At 48.5% G+C, this 19,593-nt stretch carries 16 protein-coding genes and 1 pseudogene; 10 read left to right on the forward strand and 7 right to left on the reverse strand.

Going from position 1 to position 19,593, the window contains the following annotated elements; genetic code table 11:
* Nucleotides 1-271 precede the first annotated feature (271 nt).
* Nucleotides 272-3,712, reverse strand: a complete 3,441-nt coding sequence (dnaE, locus tag AKG09_RS08420; protein ID WP_054619002.1) for a DNA polymerase III subunit alpha — start codon at nt 3,710-3,712, stop codon at nt 272-274.
* A 12-nt stretch (nt 3,713-3,724) separates the two neighbouring features.
* Here dnaE and AKG09_RS11935 point away from each other — a divergent pair, with 12 nt between their 5' ends.
* The 4 genes and pseudogenes from AKG09_RS11935 to AKG09_RS08435 all read left to right on the forward strand — a co-directional run bounded on the left by AKG09_RS11935 (nt 3,725) and on the right by AKG09_RS08435 (nt 5,205).
* Nucleotides 3,725-3,874: a hypothetical protein gene (locus AKG09_RS11935; RefSeq protein WP_156320828.1), complete on the forward strand. Its 150-nt coding sequence runs from the start codon at nt 3,725-3,727 to the stop codon at nt 3,872-3,874.
* A 77-nt stretch (nt 3,875-3,951) separates the two neighbouring features.
* Nucleotides 3,952-4,186, forward strand: a pseudogene (locus AKG09_RS08425) (RNA-binding S4 domain-containing protein).
* Nucleotides 4,164-4,379: an oxidoreductase-like domain-containing protein gene (locus tag AKG09_RS08430; protein WP_054619003.1), complete on the forward strand. Its 216-nt coding sequence runs from the start codon at nt 4,164-4,166 to the stop codon at nt 4,377-4,379. The pseudogene AKG09_RS08425 and the gene AKG09_RS08430 overlap by 23 nt, the downstream one beginning before the upstream one ends.
* On the forward strand, nt 4,372-5,205 hold the full coding sequence (locus AKG09_RS08435) for a PHP domain-containing protein (protein ID WP_054619044.1): 834 nt from the start codon (nt 4,372-4,374) through the stop codon (nt 5,203-5,205). The genes AKG09_RS08430 and AKG09_RS08435 overlap by 8 nt, the downstream gene beginning before the upstream one ends.
* Nucleotides 5,206-5,273: 68 nt before the next feature.
* Here the strand turns inward: AKG09_RS08435 and AKG09_RS08440 are convergent, their stop codons facing one another.
* Nucleotides 5,274-6,470: an O-antigen polymerase gene (locus AKG09_RS08440; protein WP_082391903.1), complete on the reverse strand. Its 1,197-nt coding sequence runs from the start codon at nt 6,468-6,470 to the stop codon at nt 5,274-5,276.
* A 376-nt stretch (nt 6,471-6,846) separates the two neighbouring features.
* Between AKG09_RS08440 and AKG09_RS08445 the strand changes: the two genes are divergently transcribed.
* Complete coding sequence (locus AKG09_RS08445) at nt 6,847-8,310, forward strand: patatin-like phospholipase family protein (RefSeq protein WP_054619005.1); 1,464 nt, start codon at nt 6,847-6,849, stop codon at nt 8,308-8,310.
* Between the two features lie 259 nt (nt 8,311-8,569).
* Nucleotides 8,570-9,190 (forward strand): L-threonylcarbamoyladenylate synthase, encoded by a 621-nt coding sequence (locus AKG09_RS08450; RefSeq protein ID WP_054619006.1) that lies wholly within the window; start codon nt 8,570-8,572, stop codon nt 9,188-9,190.
* A 73-nt stretch (nt 9,191-9,263) separates the two neighbouring features.
* Here the strand turns inward: AKG09_RS08450 and AKG09_RS08455 are convergent, their stop codons facing one another.
* A complete protein-coding gene (locus AKG09_RS08455) occupies nt 9,264-11,126 on the reverse strand; it encodes an acyltransferase (protein WP_054619007.1) in 1,863 nt (620 codons plus the stop codon).
* A 159-nt stretch (nt 11,127-11,285) separates the two neighbouring features.
* Here AKG09_RS08455 and AKG09_RS08460 point away from each other — a divergent pair, with 159 nt between their 5' ends.
* The 4 genes from AKG09_RS08460 (at nt 11,286) to AKG09_RS12340 (ending at nt 15,608) form a co-directional block, all read left to right on the forward strand.
* Nucleotides 11,286-11,933, forward strand: a complete 648-nt coding sequence (locus AKG09_RS08460) for a site-2 protease family protein (RefSeq protein ID WP_054619008.1) — start codon at nt 11,286-11,288, stop codon at nt 11,931-11,933.
* Nucleotides 11,934-12,116: 183 nt separating this feature from the next.
* Nucleotides 12,117-13,847, forward strand: coding sequence for a hypothetical protein (locus AKG09_RS08465; RefSeq protein ID WP_197272136.1), 1,731 nt, complete (start codon nt 12,117-12,119; stop codon nt 13,845-13,847).
* 221 nt (nt 13,848-14,068) lie between these two features.
* Nucleotides 14,069-15,442, forward strand: a complete 1,374-nt coding sequence (gene mnmE / locus AKG09_RS08470; protein WP_054619010.1) for a tRNA uridine-5-carboxymethylaminomethyl(34) synthesis GTPase MnmE — start codon at nt 14,069-14,071, stop codon at nt 15,440-15,442.
* 34 nt (nt 15,443-15,476) lie between these two features.
* Complete coding sequence (locus tag AKG09_RS12340; protein ID WP_255351137.1) at nt 15,477-15,608, forward strand: hypothetical protein; 132 nt, start codon at nt 15,477-15,479, stop codon at nt 15,606-15,608.
* 88 nt (nt 15,609-15,696) lie between these two features.
* Here AKG09_RS12340 and AKG09_RS08475 read toward each other — a convergent pair whose 3' ends face one another.
* From AKG09_RS08475 to AKG09_RS08490, 4 genes are read right to left on the reverse strand one after another with little or no spacing between them, the layout of a single operon-like run.
* On the reverse strand, nt 15,697-16,347 hold the full coding sequence (locus AKG09_RS08475; protein WP_009115266.1) for an ABC transporter ATP-binding protein: 651 nt from the start codon (nt 16,345-16,347) through the stop codon (nt 15,697-15,699).
* Entirely contained in the window at nt 16,344-17,141 is a 798-nt protein-coding gene (locus tag AKG09_RS08480) for an ABC transporter permease (protein WP_054619011.1), read from the reverse strand. Before AKG09_RS08480 ends, AKG09_RS08475 begins: the two co-directional genes overlap by 4 nt.
* Nucleotides 17,141-18,316: a capsule biosynthesis protein gene (locus tag AKG09_RS08485; protein WP_054619012.1), complete on the reverse strand. Its 1,176-nt coding sequence runs from the start codon at nt 18,314-18,316 to the stop codon at nt 17,141-17,143. The genes AKG09_RS08480 and AKG09_RS08485 overlap by 1 nt, the downstream gene beginning before the upstream one ends.
* Nucleotides 18,317-18,332: 16 nt before the next feature.
* Nucleotides 18,333-19,511, reverse strand: a complete 1,179-nt coding sequence (locus AKG09_RS08490; RefSeq protein WP_054619013.1) for a polysaccharide biosynthesis/export family protein — start codon at nt 19,509-19,511, stop codon at nt 18,333-18,335.
* Between the last annotated feature and the right edge of the window lie 82 nt (nt 19,512-19,593).

Here is a 19,593-nt window from a genome sequence, read left to right on the forward strand (position 1 = left end):
ATAAACGGTATGAATTATAAATAAGTAAACAACTATAGGGTTTATATATTATGAAATAATCAACTAACTTACAGACACTTTTGATAATTAATCATATGCAATAATACAATGAAATTACTTTAATGTCATACATTATTTTCTACAATCACCGTATAATTTCACTATACTCCCCTGATATTTCTCTGTTTTTAAACAAAATGCCTGTCTGAAAAGCAAGAAATTAAAGCTTTTCAGACAGGCATTGTTTTCTCTGCCAAGTTTATACAGACTGCTACCAACCCACCGTCAAATGATATTCGCCTAAAATATCGGTAAGCCGGTCAAACAATTCAGCCTTCGGGGCAACATGCCATTGCCTTCCGACATTCAGTTCGCCTCGCGCACCGTCGTTACGGAAGAATATGCGCACCGGCACGGTTGGTATGTGTGTATCGGCAGCCCGGTAAGATTGCAAAACCGCTATCGTCGCTTCTATATCATGTTGAGGATTAAAACGCAGGGTCAGATTGCGGGCAAACCGTTCGCGTGCCTGCTGCAATGTCATCACACTATTGGCAATGATACGCAAACCACCCTCGCCGCCATAATCGTCGCGGCTGACTTTGCACTCCATAATCAACACCCGGTCGGGTTTCAATTCGGCCGAACCTTGCTCCAAAGCCTGCCCCGTTACCATCACTTCCACCCTTCCGGAAGGATCTTCCAGCGTTACAAACACCAGCCGCCCGCGCTTGCCCATCATGGAGCGCACAACCGTGGCAAACCCCGCTACCCGCACGCTTTCTTGCGGTTTAAGCTTATTCAGTTTAACCGGCGCAAACTGGCGCACCTCTCCGGCAAACGGCCCGAAAGGATGGCCGGAAAGGTAAAAACCGACTACTTGTTTTTCTTCCGCCAGCTTTTGCGCTTCTCCCCAGGCGGGAACATGCACCAACTGCACGGCTTCAATCGCATCTTCCACGAAGTCGAACAGCCCGCCCTGATTGGCGTTGGCGGCCTTTTGTTCGGCGTTGCTGATGGCTAAGTCGATATTGGCGATCAGCATGGCGCGGTTGGGGTTGAGGTGGTCGAACGCGCCGGCGCGTATCAGCGATTCCACCGTGCGTTTGTTGAGGTGGGCTTTGTCGACGCGTTCGCAGAAATCGAGCAGGTCTTTGAATTTGCCGCTCTCTTTGCGGGCCTGCATGATGGCTTCGACCGCGCCTTCGCCCACGCCTTTGACTGCGCCGAGGGCGTAGCGGATTTGTTTTTGGCTGTTCGGCGTGAACAGGTAATCCGATTCGTTGATGTCGGGCGGCAGAAATTCGATGCCGTTGGCGCGCGCGTCGTCGTAGAAATGTTTGAGCTGGTCGGTGTTGTCCAACTCGCTCGACATAGTGGCGGCCATAAATTCGGCGGGATAATGGGCTTTCAGCCATGCGGTTTGGTAGGAAATCAGCGCGTAGGCGGCGGCGTGCGATTTGTTGAAGCCGTAGCCGGCGAATTTCTCCATGTAGTCGAAAATTTCGTCGGCTTTTTTGCGGGAAATGTTTTTCTCTTCCGCGCCTTTGGCGAAGATTTCGCGGTGCTTCACCATTTCTTCGGGTTTTTTCTTACCCATGGCGCGGCGCAATAAATCCGCGCCGCCGAGCGAATAGCCGCCGATAACCTGCGCCGCCTGCATCACTTGCTCTTGGTAAACCATGATGCCGTAAGTCGGCTCCAGCACCGGCTCCAGCAGCGAGTGGATATATTCAAACTCTTTCCCTTTCATGCGGGCGACGAAATCGGGAATGTTGTCCATCGGGCCGGGGCGGTAGAGCGATACGAAAGCGATCAACTCTTCAAACTTGGTGGTGTGCGCCGTTTTCAGCATTTTTTTCATGCCGGTCGATTCAAACTGGAATACGGCGGTGGTGTTGGCATCGCGGAAAATTTTATAGGCGGCTTGGTCGTCGAGCGGAATGGTGTTGACGTCGATTTCTTCGCCGACGATGTTTTTAATGTTTTCCTGCGCCATTTCGATAATGGTGAGGTTGCGCAGGCCCAAGAAGTCGAATTTCACCAAGCCCACGTCTTCCACGTCGCCTTTGTCATACATCGACACGGGCGAAGCGGATTCGTCGGCCTGGTACACGGGGCTGAAGTCGGAAATTTTGCCCGGAGCAATCAATACGCCGCCCGCGTGCATGCCGAGGCCGCGCGTGAGGTCTTCCAGCTTTTTCGCCAGCACCATCAAATCTTCCGCGCCTTCGCTTTCAATCAGCTCTTTGATTTCCGGTTCCATTTCCATGGCTTTATCCAAGCTCACGGGGCGGTTGGCTTCGAGCGGAATCAGTTTCGACAAACGGTCGCACAGGCCGAACGGCAGCTCCAGCACGCGGCCTACGTCGCGGATTACGGCTTTCGACGACATGGTGCCGAAGGTAACAATCTGGCTCACGGCATCGGCGCCGTATTTTTCGCGCACATATTCAATCACGCGGCCGCGGTTGCTTTGGCAGAAGTCGATATCGAAGTCGGGCATGGAAACGCGCTCGGGGTTTAAGAACCGCTCGAACAGCAGCGCGTATTTCAGCGGGTCGAGGTCGGTGATTTTCAGCGCGTAGGCTACCAACGAGCCTGCGCCCGAACCGCGCCCCGGCCCCACCGGGCAGCCGTTGTTTTTCGCCCAGTTGATGAAGTCTTGTACGATGAGGAAGTAGCCCGGAAAGCCCATCTGGATGATGATGCCCAATTCAAAATCCAAGCGCGCCTGATACTCGGGCATTTTTTCGGCGCGTTCCGCTTCGTCGGGGTAAAGCTGCACCATGCGCTCTTGCAGGCCTTCGTTGGAAAGCTGGGTCAGATAGTCGTCGAGCGACATGCCGTCGGGCGTGGGGAACAGCGGCAGGAAGTTTTTGCCCAGCGTGAGGGTGAGGTTGCAGCGTTTGGCGATTTCCACCGTGTTTTGCAACGCTTCGGGCACGTCGGCGAAACGCTCCGCCATCTGCTCCGGCGAAGCGAAATACTGGCTCGGCGTGAATTCGTGCGGACGTTTTTTGTCGGCCAGCACCCAGCCGCCGGCGATGCACACCCGCGCTTCGTGGGCGCTGAAGTCTTCTTGGTTGAGAAACTGGGTCGGATGGGTGGCGGCTACGGGCAAATCCAATTCCGCGGCGATTTCCAAGCTGCCGGAAACCGATGTTTCCCATTGCGGGCGTTCGGGCAGGCGTTGCAGTTCAAGGTAAAAAGCATTGGGAAACCACGCCGCGTATTTTTGCGCGGCCGCTTTGGCCGCATCGGTGTGGCCGTTGATCAGGTTGACGCCCACTTCGCCGTAATGCGCGCCTGATAAGCAGATAAGGCCGCTGTTGTCGCCTTCGGCAAGCCACGCCTGCCGCAGTTCGGCATGATCGACGTTGCGGTCTTTGCCCACATAGGCGGCGGTAAGCAGCTCGCTCAGGCGCAGGTAGCCGCTGTTGTTTTTTACAATCAGCATGGCGCGGAACGGTTTGTCGGGCGCGGCGGGGTTTTCGATCCACACGTCCGCTGCCGCCACCGGTTTGATGCCCGCGCCGCGGCAGGCTTTGTAGAATTTCACCAAGCCGAACATGTTCATCAGGTCGCTCACGCCTAATGCAGGCAGGCCGTCTGAAACGGCTTTTTTTACGGCATCTTTGATGCGCACCGTGCCATCGGTAATCGAAAATTCGGTGTGCAGGCGCAGGGGGATGTAGATGGGGTCGGTCATGGCGGGAAGGTGATGGGAAACGTAAAAGGATATTATAACAGGGTTGAAATACAGCAATGCCTTTCTGAAAAATCAGATACAGCCATTATCTCCGGCGACTTTTTCAGACAGGCATCCGGATATATTGAACAAAGCATCATTGTGCTTGTTTTAAAAGATTAAATAAAAACATTCGTGTAAAATATGCCTGTCTGAAAAGCAGCATGAAGCTGCAAGTCTATTTTTTTAAAGAAAACATCATGCAAGCAACCGTCTATCTGGAAAACGACGAATACATTCCTTTTATGTGACTTACTGAAACTCGCCGGATTGGTAGAAAGCGGGGGTCAGGCCAAAGCCTTGATTGCTGCCGGCGAAGTATTGCGCAACGGTGCGGTAGAAACGCGCAAAACCGCCAAAATCCGCGGCGGGGAAACCATTGAATTCAACGGCTGCACTTTGGAGATTTGCGATGGATACGACTCTGAAGCCTGAGCATGAATGCCTGTCTGAACCCTTGCTTCCGGAGCCGGTAAAGCCTGAAGCGTGGGAATGCTGCGGCAGCGAATGCGGCGAAGCCTGCATCCAAACGATTTATTACAACGAAAAAGCCGCTTACGATGCACAACAGCAGCGCCTGAAAGCAGCCCGCGCCGCGCAACAATCCGATGAAAAACCGCATGATTGATCTGCACTGCCACTCCACCGTGTCCGACGGCGCATTAAGTCCTGCCGAAGTGGTTCGGCTGGCCGCACAAAACGGCTGCACCATGCTCTCACTCACCGACCACGACCATACGGGCGGCTTAGCCGAAGCGCGTGCGGAAGCTGAAAAGCTCGGCATCCGCTTCATCAACGGCGTAGAAATTTCCGTAACCTGGCGCGGCCGTACCGTGCACATTGTGGGCTTGGATTTCGACGAACACGACACAGCCCTGCAAACCCTGCTTGCCCGAGTGCGGCAAGGCAGATTAGAAAGACTGGCAGCCATCGCCGGCAAGCTGGCGAAAAAAGGCATAAGCGGCGTATACGAAGGCGCACTTGCCTTGGCCGCCAACCCTGAAATGGTTTCACGCACGCATCTGGCAGAATTTTTAATCAGCCAAGGCCATGTCAGAAACAAACAGCAGGCATTTACCAAATATCTGGGTGAAGGCAAGCCCGCTTCGGTTAAACACGAATGGGCAAGCTTGGAAGAAAGCGTTGCCGCCATACTCGGCGCCGGCGGCCTGGCCGTGATTGCCCATCCCATGCGCTACGGTTTTTCCGCCTCTGCCAAGCGCAATCTGTTTGAAGCATTCAAAACGCTGGGCGGACACGCCATCGAGATACACAGCGGCAGCTGCGATAAAAACGACCGCTTAAATTACGCCCTGCTCGCCCAGCGTTACGGCTTATTATCCAGCGTCGGCAGCGACTTCCACCGCCTCGGCGATTTCAGCGGCGGCATTCTAGGCACCTGCCCCGAATTGCCTGACATCTGCCAACCGGTTTGGGCGCATTTCAAAATATAGCCGCCAATAAAAAATGCCTGCCTGAAAAATCTTACACACTTTTCAGACAGGCATTTACTTTATTAATGTTACAACCTGAACCGGTCTTTTTTAATCAACAGAATACACGCCAGCGCCATTTGAATCCAAGTTGAAATCAAAGTCATATATTGGTCTTGCAGAATCTGAGTAAGCAAAGGGTACACCGATATGGCATAAACAATCACAAAGAAATCATTCTTGCGCTTTGCTGATTTATACATGATCCAATGCACCGGCAGGAAAATAAGCGGAATGAAAAAGCCGAACACGCCGAAATCCCTGAAATAAACCTCATAAACCGTGTAAAGGTTGGTCGGAATGGGCGTAAACTGATAGCCTTTCACAATCGGGGCGGGCGGGTCTGTAAGGCCTTGAGAGGAAAGTAGGCTGAGCACAAAACGCAAAGAATAGTCGCCGTAGTGCATGGTGGACAGCTTATCAAACAACATCGACAAAGCCACAAAAGGCGCCACCAAATAGCTTTGCATACTGTCGACAAACCCGGCTACGTTTTCTCCGAATGAAGCGTTTACCGACGTGCCTTTCGACGTTAACCAGGCGATTAAAAAGAATACGCTTATCAGCAAAGCACCCAATAGAGCCATGGTTTTCGTCTTGATTTTCCCACTCACCGCCAACGGAACGACAATCAGGATAAAAATCAGCAGGAAAAAGGTTCTGCCTGTCGCAAGAAACGCATAACACAAGCCGGAAAGTACCGTCAGCAGCGCGCTGAACTTGCTTATCTGCTTTTTGGAAGCGAAATACACCGCAATGGCTGAAGCAACAAACGACAGCGGCGTAAAGTAGCGCAAAAAGCCCACGCTGGCGCCTTCCATATTAAAAGCATAACGCAAGCGCGTGTAGCCGATACTGGTAAAGATATTGCCGCCGGCAAGGTCCGTAGCCCTCTGATAAATCAGCGGAAGACCTATCAGCAAGATAAGCTGCACGATAAAAAACACCGGCTTATTCACTTTATACACAGGTAATAGCGCTGCATTCGGCGAATAAACCGGAGGGCGCGCGAACAACATAAGAAATAGCGCGCCAAGCTGAACGCATATCTGAATCAAGAGATATTCGGAAGAAACCAGATAATAAATATCCTGAAAGAAACTATATGCGATAAAAATCGCCGACCACAAGCCGAAAAAGAGTGTGAATGGATTAAACGCACCGAGTTTCCGATATTTAGACATCAGAAAGCCGGTAAGCGAGACCAGTATAAGTAAAGTGAGCATATTGTTTTTATTGATTATTTTAAATGATTAAAGAATTCCCTAATATAAATGCATTTATGATGCGCTTTACAATTGCTTGACTATCTGCAAGTTAACTAAATTTTATCAAAACATTTTCACCCTGTTTCCTATCAAAAACAATCGGTCTTATATTGATATATCTGGGAAATTTATGCTTTAGGAATTCAAATACAGCCCAATGACTTATCTATTCAATTTACATTTAACACACCATTAATGTGGCAATAGGGATAACATCTTTGCAAAGTTTAAAATTCTCAGAATGCCTGTCTGAAAATACCGGATGCCGGGCTGCCGCTCAAATATTTTTTGATTTACAATGATTCCATGATTATCCGACATATTTTTGCACACCATGCGAAAGAAACTGATTAAACGATTCATCAAATACCTTGCACCGCTTACCGCCACCTCTTTTTTGTCTGCCTGTACACTGGTGCAATACCAACCTTTAGCCGGCATCAACAAAATCGACACTAGCAAGGGCTACCGTTTGGAAAAAAACTGGGAGGCACGCAATAACGACAACATCTATATGATTATGGTGTTTTCGGGCGGCGGCACACGGGCGGCGGCTTTGGGCTATGGTGTTTTAGAAGAATTGGGCAAACAGAAAGTCTGGTTTGAAGGCAAAGAGCTCACATTACTTGAAAGCGTAGATTTAGTATACGGGGTATCCGGCGGTTCCGTGCTGGCCGCTTATTTTTCCTTGCACGGCAAAGACGTGATTCCGACATTTGAACGCCGCTTCCTTAAGCAGAATTTTCAAAGACAAGTTACCAAGCAGGCTTTTTCCTTTGCCAACCTGCCCCGCCTGACTTCTCCGGAATATGGCCGCGGCGACTTGTTGCAAGAGCAGTTTGAAAACACCCTGTTCCGCAACACCACGTTCGGCGACTTGGAAAAACGCCGCAAAGGCCCGTTTGCGGTGATTTCCGCAACCGATATGTCAACCGGCCAGCGTTTCGATTTTACTCAGGAATATTTCGATTCCATGTGTTTGAACCTTTCTGAGTTACGCATTGCGCGTGCCGTGGCCGCGTCCAGCTCGGTGCCCTTGGTATTCGCGCCGGTAACCCTCAACAACAACGGCGGCAACTGCGGCTACACACTGCCAAAGCCTTTGCAACAAGCGCTGGAAAGTGCCGATAAAGATTCGCTACAAACCCAAAACAGAAAAGAAATCAGCAACGTTTTCGAACGCTACAACGACAGCAATGCCCGGCCCTACATCCATTTAATCGATGGCGGCCTAACCGACAATCTCGGCCTGCGAGGGCTGCTGGATATTGCCGAAGCCTATTCTGACAAAAGCCTGTACCAACGGGTTATCGAAGAAAAAGGCGCGAGAAAAGTCATCCTCATCAATGTCAACGCGCAAAACCAAATCGCAACCCAAATAGACCAAAGCCCGGCTATTCCCGGCGTATCCGACGTGTTGAATGCCATCATCAACATTCCCATCGACCAATATTCGCAAGAATCGCTGCGTCGGGTGCGCGCGTTTACCGACCAATGGAATGCTACCGCACGCGACGACGAAAGCGGCCGGCACAAAGGCATGTATTTTATCAGCCTCAACCTCCGCGATCTGCCGGAATCCGAGCTGCGCAACAGTGTGTTAAATATTCCAACCAGCTTTTACCTGCCGCGCGACGACATCAACAAACTCAAACATGCCGCGCGTGAGCTGCTGGCAGCGTCGCCCGAATACATCCGCCTGCTTGAAGACTTATCGGCCAGCCCGCACCAGCAATCGCAAATTTGGTTTGCCGACGATCCGGAAGAAGGCGGCGAAACCGACCGCCCCGCCAAATAAAGATAACAGCTTATAAAAAACGGGCAGCGCCTTGATATAGCAAATAAACTTATTTTTGATACGAGGCAGCAAGCTACAGATAGTGCAAGTAGTACATGGCTGATTTTGTTGCTGCTTCGGCGGCTTACAAAATCCCTATCTTTGAGCTAAGGCGCAGCAACGCCGTAGCAAAAGTTAAGTTTATTTGTTATAGGATGCAGACTCTATTAACCATGCCTGTCTGAAAACACAAACGTAAAACCAACAAGGAATACACACCATGGCACAATTTTTCGCCATCCATCCCGACAACCCGCAAGAACGCTTGATCAAACAAGCGGCGGAAATTATCAACAAAGGCGGCATCGTGGTTTACCCCACCGATTCCTGTTACGCACTCGGCTGCCACTTAGGCGACAAAGAAGCAATGGAGCGCATCCTACGCATCCGCCAAATCGACCAGAAACACCATCTTACCTTAATGTGTTGTGACTTAAGCGAGCTGGGCACCTACGCCAAAGTGGACAACAGCCAGTTCCGCCAGCTGAAAGCCGCCACCCCCGGCAGCTACACTTTCATCCTGCAAGCCACCAAAGAAGTGCCCAACCGCACTTTGCACCCCAAACGCAAAACCATAGGCCTGCGCGTACCCGACAACAAAATCGCACTGGCCTTGCTACAAGAGCTGGGCGAACCGCTGCTCAGCTGCACCCTGATGCTGCCGGAAGACGACGAACCGCTTACCGACCCCTATGAAATCCGCGACCGCTTGGAGCATTCGGTTGATTTGGTAATTGACGGCGGCTGGTGCGGCACCGAACCGACCACTGTGGTTGACATGACCGACGGCGTAGAGCTGATTCGCGAAGGCAAAGGCGACAAATCATTGTTTGGCTTCTAAACATCAAATTGCCGACATAAAGAATGCCTGTCTGAAAACTTTTTTCAGACAGGCATTCTTCACAACACACTCTTTATTTACCCGGATTATCCTCCAGCAGCGGCGTCAATTTTTCAGCGAGATATACCGCACCGGATTCCGTCAAATGGCCGCCATCTTGCGAAATCAGGCTGCCGTCACCGGTAAACATCGGGCAGGTGCCGAAATCTTTGCCGCAATAGAGTGATAATAGGCTGCGGAAGTTTTTAGCAGGCACGCTTTCCTGCATTTTTTGCTCCACATCCACGGCATCCCTAGCCGCAGGCTCAGTGTAAGACAAACGCTTATCCGCAGGGATTTTCATCGCCACAATCGGAGAAGACTTACCAAAATCTTTAATCCCAAACACCTTAACCGGCTTCTGAAAATCTTTTTCCATCTGTTCGACACTCGGGCGGATATGGGGCACAACCCAAGCCTGCCATTTACCGACCAGCCAAATTTCATCAGCCTCCTGCATACGCTGCTTCACTTTATCCGATTCAAACCAGCCGATAGAATCGCAGCGCATACGGCGGGCGGGCGGAATATTGGCATCTTTATCAAACGGCACATAAATATTGCCACATTCAGAGTTAATCTGTTTGGTAGAGAAACTGAAGCGTTTGTCATTGCCGGATTCATACACCAAGTTCATAAAGTCTTTGGCAAAACTGTCGCCCACCAAGAAAACCTTACGTTTACCACTAGCCTCAAACTCAACCAGCTCAGCGGCATCAAAACGCTCCGAATTATATTCGCTCGCCCCGGTAACGCTGGTCAGAATCTTTTGATCGGCTTCGTTATAGCGGTTTACAAAGCCTTTGTTCAACACGATAATGCCGCCGGCCACAACAAAGAAAACGGAGGTAATCAGCGCAAAAGAGAAAACGGTTTTTCTCGTCATCAACTGTTTATTACGGAAAGGTGTTTCCACCCATTTATAGCTGATTGCCGATAAAATCACCACCGGAATTATGCTTGCATAAAGCCAACCGTGCCCCAATTGCATATAGCTGATGTAGGCAAAAATCGGTTGGTGCCATAAATAAAGCGAATAACTGGTCAAGCCGAGAAAAACAAACACTTTATTCGCAAGGAATTTGTGAACCAAGTTATTCTGCTGAGGCGAGATGAGCACCAAAAACGTACCGATAACGGGAATGGTGGCCGCAATGCCCGGAAACAAAGTTTTATCGTCGAAAGCAAAAATGGAATAACACATCAGCGCCAAGCCGATCAATGATGCCACCGTTCCGTTGAACGGATATTTTTCTATTATCCGGTTGCGGATCAGCAAAGCCGCCATGCCGCCAAACAGCATTTCCCACGCGCGGGTAAACGGCAGGAAGAATCCGGTTTCAAAATGCAGGCGGGTTACATAATAAGAAGCAACAAGCGAAAGAATCAAGCCTGCCATCAGAATAGCGGCCAGATATTTTCTAAACCATTTGAAAACAGCGATAACAAATATCGGATAAAACAGATAAAATTGTTCCTCAACCGCCAGGCTCCAAGTGTGAATCAGCGGCTTGAGCTCAGCCGCCGCACCAAAATAGCCGCGTTCGCTCCAGAATAATACGTTTGAAAGAAAAATCGGAATCGCAATCAGGCTGTTACCAAAGCTGATTAAATCGGAAGGCTGAAGCAGCAGATACGCCGGAACAATAGAACACAGCATAATCAGCGACAAAGCAGGTACAATCCGGCGCGCCCTGCGCTCATAAAAAGTGATGAAGCTGAATTTTTTCTGCTCAACCTCATCAAAAATAATGGTAGAAATCAAATAACCGCTGATCACAAAGAAAATATCGACACCGACATATCCGCCCGATAAAAAGGGCAAACCTGCATGAAACATGATAACCGATACAACGGCAATCGCTCTTAAACCATCAATCTCTGATCGGTATTTCATAAAACCTCTGATTTTCGTGTATAAATTAAATTATTTTCATCTCAACACCCCTTAATTCGAAAACACAATTAAAATATTTTATTTTTTAAACTAAAGCCGCTGCGGAAGCCCTATTTTCAGCCGACACACCCTTCAACTTTACAAACCTAAAGGAAAATAATGTTTCAAGAGTTCAACCTGGCCAATTTTTTATTGGCTGTATTACCCGTTTTGCTGGCGATTACCGTGCACGAAGCCGCACACGGCTACGCCGCCCGTTATTGGGGCGACAACACAGCTGAAAAATTAGGTCGGCTCACCTTAAACCCCTTAGCCCATATCGATTTAATCGGAACAGTAATAGTTCCTCTGTTTATGTTTTTATTTACACCCTTCCTGTTTGGTTGGGCCAAGCCCGTGCCGATTATTCCCCGCCATTTTAGGAATATGCGTATGGGTCTTTTTAGCGTAGCGTTTGCCGGTCCTTTATCCAACTTGGTTATGGCTTTCTGCTGGGGCGCGGTTATGGCGCTGACGCCGTTTGCGCCGATGGATTTCCAAAGACCTATGGCCGGTATGGCAAATTACGGTATCAGCATTAATGCTATTTTGTTTGTGTTGAACATGTTGCCGCTCCTGCCTTTGGATGGCGGTCGCGTGGTCGACAGCCTCCTTCCGCCGCGCGCTTCCATGCAGTTTCGAAAACTTGAGCCTTACGGCATGTGGATTCTGATATTTTTATTGGCAACCGGCTTGCTGGGCACAATTCTGATGCCGTTTACCGGCTTTATTATTCATTCCGTACTCAACGTGTTCGGCATACATTGATTCATCAATCAACATCGACACAAAATGCCTGTCTGAAAAATTTCAGACAGGCATTTTTTGCTGTTTACGCAAACAGCATAATGAAATATTATTTAAACACATATTAGCCTTATAAATACAATAATTTATTTAAATTATTGTAAAAATAATTATTCCTAAAGTAACAGTAAAAGAAAGGATTGAATGATGAGTGAGCATCAATGGATCAGCATCAACGGCGCCGAAAGCCGTAACCCTGAAAACAATTATTTCAAAACCGATAAGCAGTTATTGGAAATTAACGGCCAAATTGCCCCCGATTCCAAAGATGTCAAAATTACGGCCTATTATTCCGTAACCAAAGCCAACAATGAAGTGGTTGAAGAAAGCTATTCTTTGCCCCTTAGAAATTCAGACATTAAAGAAGACGGCTCATTTTCAGCCTCTATTCAAGCATTCGGCGCCAACAATGGTGAAATCCGAGTACAACTGGATGCCACCGATTCATCAGGCAACATCATTATCACTAAAATGTCAGGCCAGATTAACAGCAACAATCAATCTTTAGAAATTTTATCCGACGGGGAAGCGATGCAGCCGAATGACAAAGGCGTTTGGCACTCTTATTCGAAAGATATCGAAATTCGAGGCAAAGTGGAGCCGGGCAGCAGCGCAGCCTATTTAAAAATCGACTATAAGGAACGGATTCCCTTGCGAGACCTGATTGATGAAAACGGCAATTTCACCTACAAATTAGACGGCATCAAAGCCGGAAACCACTCCGTTTGGCTGGAATCTATGGATGCAGACCAAAATACTGCCACCACGATTTACGATTTCAGCGTTGGCCGCCGACCGGGTGGGGTGATATTGATTGACGAAGATGAAAATGTTTGGACGGCCAAAGGCAAAGAAATTTCCGGTAAACTGTTTCAAGAAATGTTTCACGAATCATTCGACCAACCGCCCTACCTCAACTCGGTCAGAATCAACGATCAACACGTTCCCTTAGACAGAGCCCATGAAATCGAAGGCGTCGGCACCCTTACCATCAACACCAACGGCAGCTATACTTTCGTACCTCAAGAAGGCTTTACCGGCTTAGTGCCTGATATTGTTTATAACTCAACCAACAAAATCCGCGCCCACTCCCCGCTGGCCTCCGGCCCCGATTTCGACAGATCGATCTTATCCATCCGCGTGAACGACACCGAAGACAACCCTTACGCCTACCAACTGAAAGCCGGCGACAACAGCCGCGGCGAAAGCGCAGATTTACACGGCAATATGGGTAAAGACGTGTTAATCGGCGACAATCAAAATTCAGCTGAAATCGAGATAAATGACGAGAAAATTATCTACACGGTCCAAGCTACCGACGATAATTTGTCAGGTAACAACGGCAACGATATTCTGTTTGGCGACAACATCAGCACCGACGGATTAGGATTTAAAGCAGAAGACGGCGGAAACGCGTTCCAAGCTTTAAAATCCTATGTCGGAAAAGAATTGGGCAGCAGCAGCGACGGCGCAGTCCGCTACTTCATCGAAGAAAACTGGGAGAAGCTCATTGACAGCAGCAACAACGGCGGCAATGATTTTCTGCGCGGCGAAGCCGGCAACGACATCCTGATCGGCGGCGCAGGCGACGACAAGCTTCACGGTGGACAAGGCAAAGACAGCTATGTGTTCGTAACCAACAGCGACAGCGGCCAAGACACCATCATCAACTTCAATTTCGAGCAAGACAAACTCGTGTTCACCGAATTGCTGGATCCGGAAAAACATGCACTCAACTGGGATCAATACAACCAGATACTGCACTTTACCGGCACACAAGACGGCTACACCTATCACAACTCCATCAAATTCGAAGGCATCAAATCCGATATTGAATTAGACGATATTTTGAAAGTTCAAGAAGTATTAGGTTAACCAAAACAGCCAGCCGGAACCACCCATTAAGGTTCCGGCTGTTTTTGTATTTTCAGACAGGCATCCGCCCTACTTGCTATAGCAAATAAACTTATTTTTGATACTAGGCAACAAGCCGCAGACAGTACAAATAGTACGACAAGGTGCAGCAACGCCGTAGCAAAAGTTAAGTTTATTTGCTATATAATCCGGCTAACCGTTCATACAAAATACATCACCATATGACTGCCCCAACCTCCAATCCAACCATAGCAGCCATCGCCACCGCTCCCGGCCGCGGCGGCATCGGCGTGATTCGTATTTCAGGAAAAGACCTGCTGCCCTTTGCACAATCTGTCAGCGGCGGCAAAACGCCCAAACCGCGCACAACCCTGTATACCGACTTTTTAGATGCCGACGGCCAAGTTATCGATAACGGCCTGCTGCTTTACTTTGCTGCGCCTGCGAGCTTTACCGGCGAAGACGTTATCGAACTGCAAGGCCACGGCGGGCCGGTTGTGATGCAGATGTTGCTTGCCCGCTGCCTGGCACTAGGCGCCCAACTGGCCGAACCCGGCGAATTTACCAAACGCGCCTTTCTCAATAACAAACTCGATCTGGCACAAGCCGAAAGCGTGGCCGACTTAATCGACGCATCCAGCCAATCCGCCGCCCGCATGGCCGTGCGTTCGCTCAAAGGCGCCTTTTCCCGCCACATCCATGATTTGGTTGAAGATTTGATTACACTGCGGATGCTGGTGGAAGCCACGCTCGATTTTCCCGAAGAAGACATCGACTTTCTCGAAGCAGCCGACGCCAAAGGCCGGCTGCACGCCTTGCAGAAACAATTACAAACCGTGCTCGCCAGCGCCCAACAAGGTGCGATTTTGCGCGAAGGTATGAACGTGGTTTTAGTGGGCGCACCCAATGTCGGCAAATCCAGCCTGCTCAACGCCCTTGCCGGAGATGACATTGCCATTGTCACAGACATCGCCGGCACCACACGCGATACCGTTCGGGAGCAAATCACCCTGGACGGCGTGCCCGTACATATTATTGACACTGCCGGCCTGCGTGACACCGACGACATCGTCGAGCAAATCGGCATAGAGCGCAGCCAAAAAGCCGTACAGGAAGCCGATGTCGCCCTGATCCTGATTGATCCGCGCGAAGGCATCAACGCCAAAACCAAGGCAATTTTAGAAAGCCTGCCTGAAAACCTGAAAAAAATCGAAATCCACAATAAAACCGACCTTACCGGAGATTCAGTAGGTGTATTTTCAGAAAGGCATTCGGCTTTAAGCGGCGCCGACACCTTAATCAAGCTTTCAGCCAAAACCGGCGAAGGCCTAGAGTTGCTCAAACAAGCCCTGTTGGAAGAAATCGGCTGGCAAGGTGAGAGCGAAAGCCTGTTTCTTGCCCGCAGCCGCCACATCAACGCACTGCACACTGCCGAAGCTGAATTGGAAAATGCAGCCCTTTGCGGCAACCACCAAATAGAGCTGTTTGCCGAACACCTGCGGCTTGCCCAAGTGGCATGCAGCGAAATTACCGGCGAATTTACCGCCGACGATTTACTGGGCGTGATTTTCTCAAGATTCTGTATTGGAAAATAATGCCTGCTTATTTGTCATAATGAAAGGAGATTCAATGAAAACCATCAGCTTGGCCCTCATCACCGGCCTCCTGCTCGCCGCCTGTACCCAAACCGGGAATTCCGGCAATACCCAAGCTTACGGCGAAATTAAAACGGGGGTAGAGGCCTCACACACCAGCCACTAAAGCTGCATTTATATATAGCAAATAAACATACCATTCAAAAATGCCTGTCTGAAACTTTTTCAGACAGGCATTGTTTGTCGGCCCCCAATTACAAATTCGCATTGTAATATTCATAAGCTTTATCCATATTTTCAAACTGATACAAATGCCCCGCTTCCAACACCATAGCATTGTCACAATACTGTTTCATTGCACTGTGGCTATGGGAAACCAAGATAATCGAGCGGTCTTTACGCCTTTCAAACAGCTCGTATTTACACTTGGCCGAAAAACGCGAATCACCCACAGCAATAACTTCATCAATCAAATAGCAGTCAAACTCAACTGCCAGCGACAAAGCAAACGCCAGCCGTGCTTTCATGCCTGAAGAATAACGCTTTACCGGTTCATATAAATACTGCCCCAATTCAGAGAACTCTTCAGTAAAGCGCTGCACGTAATCAATGTCTACATCATAAATACGGCAGATAAAACGCAAATTATCCATGCCCGTAAGGCTGCCTTGAAACGCACCGCTAAACGCCAAAGGCCAAGAAATGCTCATAGTTCGCTTGATTTCTCCCGAAGTAGGCGGTTCCACTCCGCTGATCAAACGGATTAAAGTTGACTTACCTGCACCATTTCGGCCAAGAATGCCGATTTTTTCGCCTTTCTCAAGCTGGAAGTTAATATCGTGCAACACCGTGCGCCAGCCACTACGCGTGCGATAACGCTTCGATACATGTTCAACCGAAATCATTGCGGTTCCACGCCTTTACTGAAATTATTCACCATCGCCAGACCAAGCAGCAACAACACCAGATTGCAAATCAGCATAAACCAGATATTCTCGTAAGTTACGATAGAATCACCGAAATACCCATGACGAAACATCTCCGTACCGTGCACCATAGGAATCATCAAAGCATATTCCTGCACTTGGTGAGGCAGCGTGTAAACAAAGAAAAAAGCACCTGATAAAGGTAACATGATAAAGCTGAACGTACCCCATAATTTTCCAAATGCCTCAAAATTAAAAGCAATCGAGCAAATTACCAAACCTAAACCAACTGCAAAAAACGCCATCATCAACCAAGCTGCCAGCATATAAAACACATCTGCCGGCGGGTCTACCCAGCCTATTGCCACAAGCGCAGCAACGATTACAACTTGGGCAATTGTCGCCCCTGCGATCTCCAACAACATGCGGGCAAAGATTGTATCCAATACCCGCACATTCCGGTGATACAGCAAACTGGCATTGGCTGAAATAGCTCCGATTGCCCGGTTCGATACATTACGCCACATCATAGCCATTGGATAACCTGTCAACACAAAGGCCACAATATTTAATGTTGAATATTTATCCGCGCGCATAAACTGCCACATCGACACAATCAACACGGTTAAAAGCAAAGGTTCTACAAACAGCCATAAAAAACCGATATTGTTGCGTCCATAACGAGTAATGATTTCGCGCATCAGAAGCGCGCCGATAACCCGCTTCTGGATTAACAGCGACTCCCAAAACGAAGTTTTATGCAATTCTTTCATCAGTTTTTATGCTCGCGCACGCTGGCTATCAACAAGCTCAAAATCCCATACATCATCAAACCGATGATAAAAGTGGCAACAATATTATAAAAACGGTGAGGTTTGGTCGCCAAATCCGGCTCACTCGGCTGTGACACCACTTCCAAATAAAGCTGCTGGCGGTTTGCTTCTGCTTTAGCGCTTTCCAAAGAGGTTATAGCAGCAGCTAATTGTTTGGTTGCCAAATCATTTTCCAGAAACAAACGCTGATACTCTTCAGCCTGACCGGTTAGCGATTTCGACCCACCGCCGGAAATCATTTTCGTTTGCTGGGCAATTTCTTTCCGCAAACTTTGCTCACGCGCTTTGAGACCTTGCAGCTGCGGGTTATCCGGCGTAATTGCCTTCACTTGATCCAATTGGGTTTGAATCACAATCAACTCGTCTTGCAGTTTGGAAACCAAACCCATCTGCACTTCTGATTGAGCTTTTAAATCGAAAACTTTATTGTTGGTGCGGTAGTTGGTCATATTAGCCGCGGTTTCCTTTACCCGCTGCTCCGCTACTTTTACCGCATCTTCAGCATAACGAATGGTATCCTGTCTCGCCCGCTCATTAAGCTTGTTAATCAAATGCTCACCCTGCTTTAACAAAGCTGCATTGATTTGTTTGGATTCTTTCGCATCAAATGATGTAACCTCCAGCAAAGAAATACCGGACACCGCATCAAAATTAATCTGAATTTTATTTTTGTAGTATTGATAAAAAGCCTCGTTCGACCCAAACAAGCCAAAGGTATTGAAACGGCTGAATATATCGCCTTTATCCTCATAAAAAGTCCGAACCGGCAAAGCTTTACCCAACTCAGCCAGCGCCGTACGCGAATACATATAATCACGCACCGTATAAGTATCATCTTGGGCACGGGAAAAGCCCACATTTTGCAACAGCGCTCCCAAGCCACTAAAAGAACTTTGACTTTTTGAAGAACGCACTACAAAAGTAGATTCCGAAGTATATTGATCCGATGCAATTACTCCAAAGTAAACGACAGAGGCCAATGTAGGAATTACCACTGTTGCCCAAAGTAACGGCGAAATTTTTTCCACCAAGTTTTTTTTCTTCGGTTTTTGCTTTTTTGCGTTTTGAACAGGCTCCTGAACCTGCTCCTCAACCACTGTTTTTTGTTCTGACATATCCGGTTACAACCTATCAATTTGCAATATTATCAATACTGCTTACCCCGCTAACCACAGGAGAGAATACAAACTGCAAGAATTTCTGAACTTCCGCTAACGGTGCATTAGACACATAAACCACATCTTTATTTTGAACAGGAAAGCGCTGCATCCAAAATAAAGAATTTGCATCAGTAAGATTCAAACGATAAACAACAGGAATTTCTGCATCATAAGAGTAACCTTTGGTTAGCCATACACCTTTTTCCTCTTCCGGCAAATCTGCCAAAGTCTGATAGCGGAACACAAACACTCCACGCGCATCCGAACGCCTGTCTTGCAATCCCCCCATACGACCCACTGCTTCAGCCAAAGATAATCCCTTAGCTGAAAAATCTATCTGCTGACTGCGGCCCACCGCACCCAATGCAGTAAAACTCAAAGGATTATTCAAAAGCGTGACTACATCACCCGATTTGAGCAAAATATTCTGTCTCGGATCAGAAACCAAAGTTTCAAATGCCACTGTTTTCACTTGTTCTCCCCGAGAAAGCCTCACAGAAATATCCTGTACAGCCCCATTGGCACCACCAACAGCCGCGACTGCATCCAACACTCGCTCGCCACCGGCAGTCAAAGGCATACGCACACTATTTCCCGCACGCACCACAGAAACATTCGCCGAGTTATTTTGCGCCAAACGTACCACAACCTGAGGCTGGTTCGCCATCCGTTTCAATTTACCTTTAATCACATTCTGAATTTGCTCCGGAGTTTTACCTGCAGCCTTAACATTGCCGACAAAAGGTACGGAAATCAGTCCTTGCGCACTAACCATCTGCTCAGGAAGCTTAGTTACCTGACCACTGCCTGCTCCCGAAGTCGACAACACACTGCCAAACAACAAAGCGGGGGGAGCTTCCCATATAGTAATATCCAAAACATCACCGACACCCACAAGGCCTTGCAGAAGCTTTCCACCACCTAACTCAGCAAACGACTGTGCCAAACGCTCCTGATAAAGTTTACGCACTATAGGTTCATTCACATCCACTACGCTGACTTGTGGAACATTTGCCGAAACTTGTTCATTGCCCAAAGCCGCCACTTTTCTGGTACTAGGCCCCGAGCTCGGTAAGCCTGCGCATCCAGTAAGAACACCCACAGCAACCAGACTGATAGCCCAACCTACGAAAACTTTATTTTTTTTCATAAGAATCGATAGTTAATATAATTTCAAATCAATACAGATAGTACAATTGTACATGCTCGGTTCAGAATAAAAAACCATAAAT

The sequence above is a fragment of the Neisseria sp. 83E34 genome, from assembly GCF_001308015.1.
GTDB lineage: Bacteria > Pseudomonadota > Gammaproteobacteria > Burkholderiales > Neisseriaceae > Neisseria.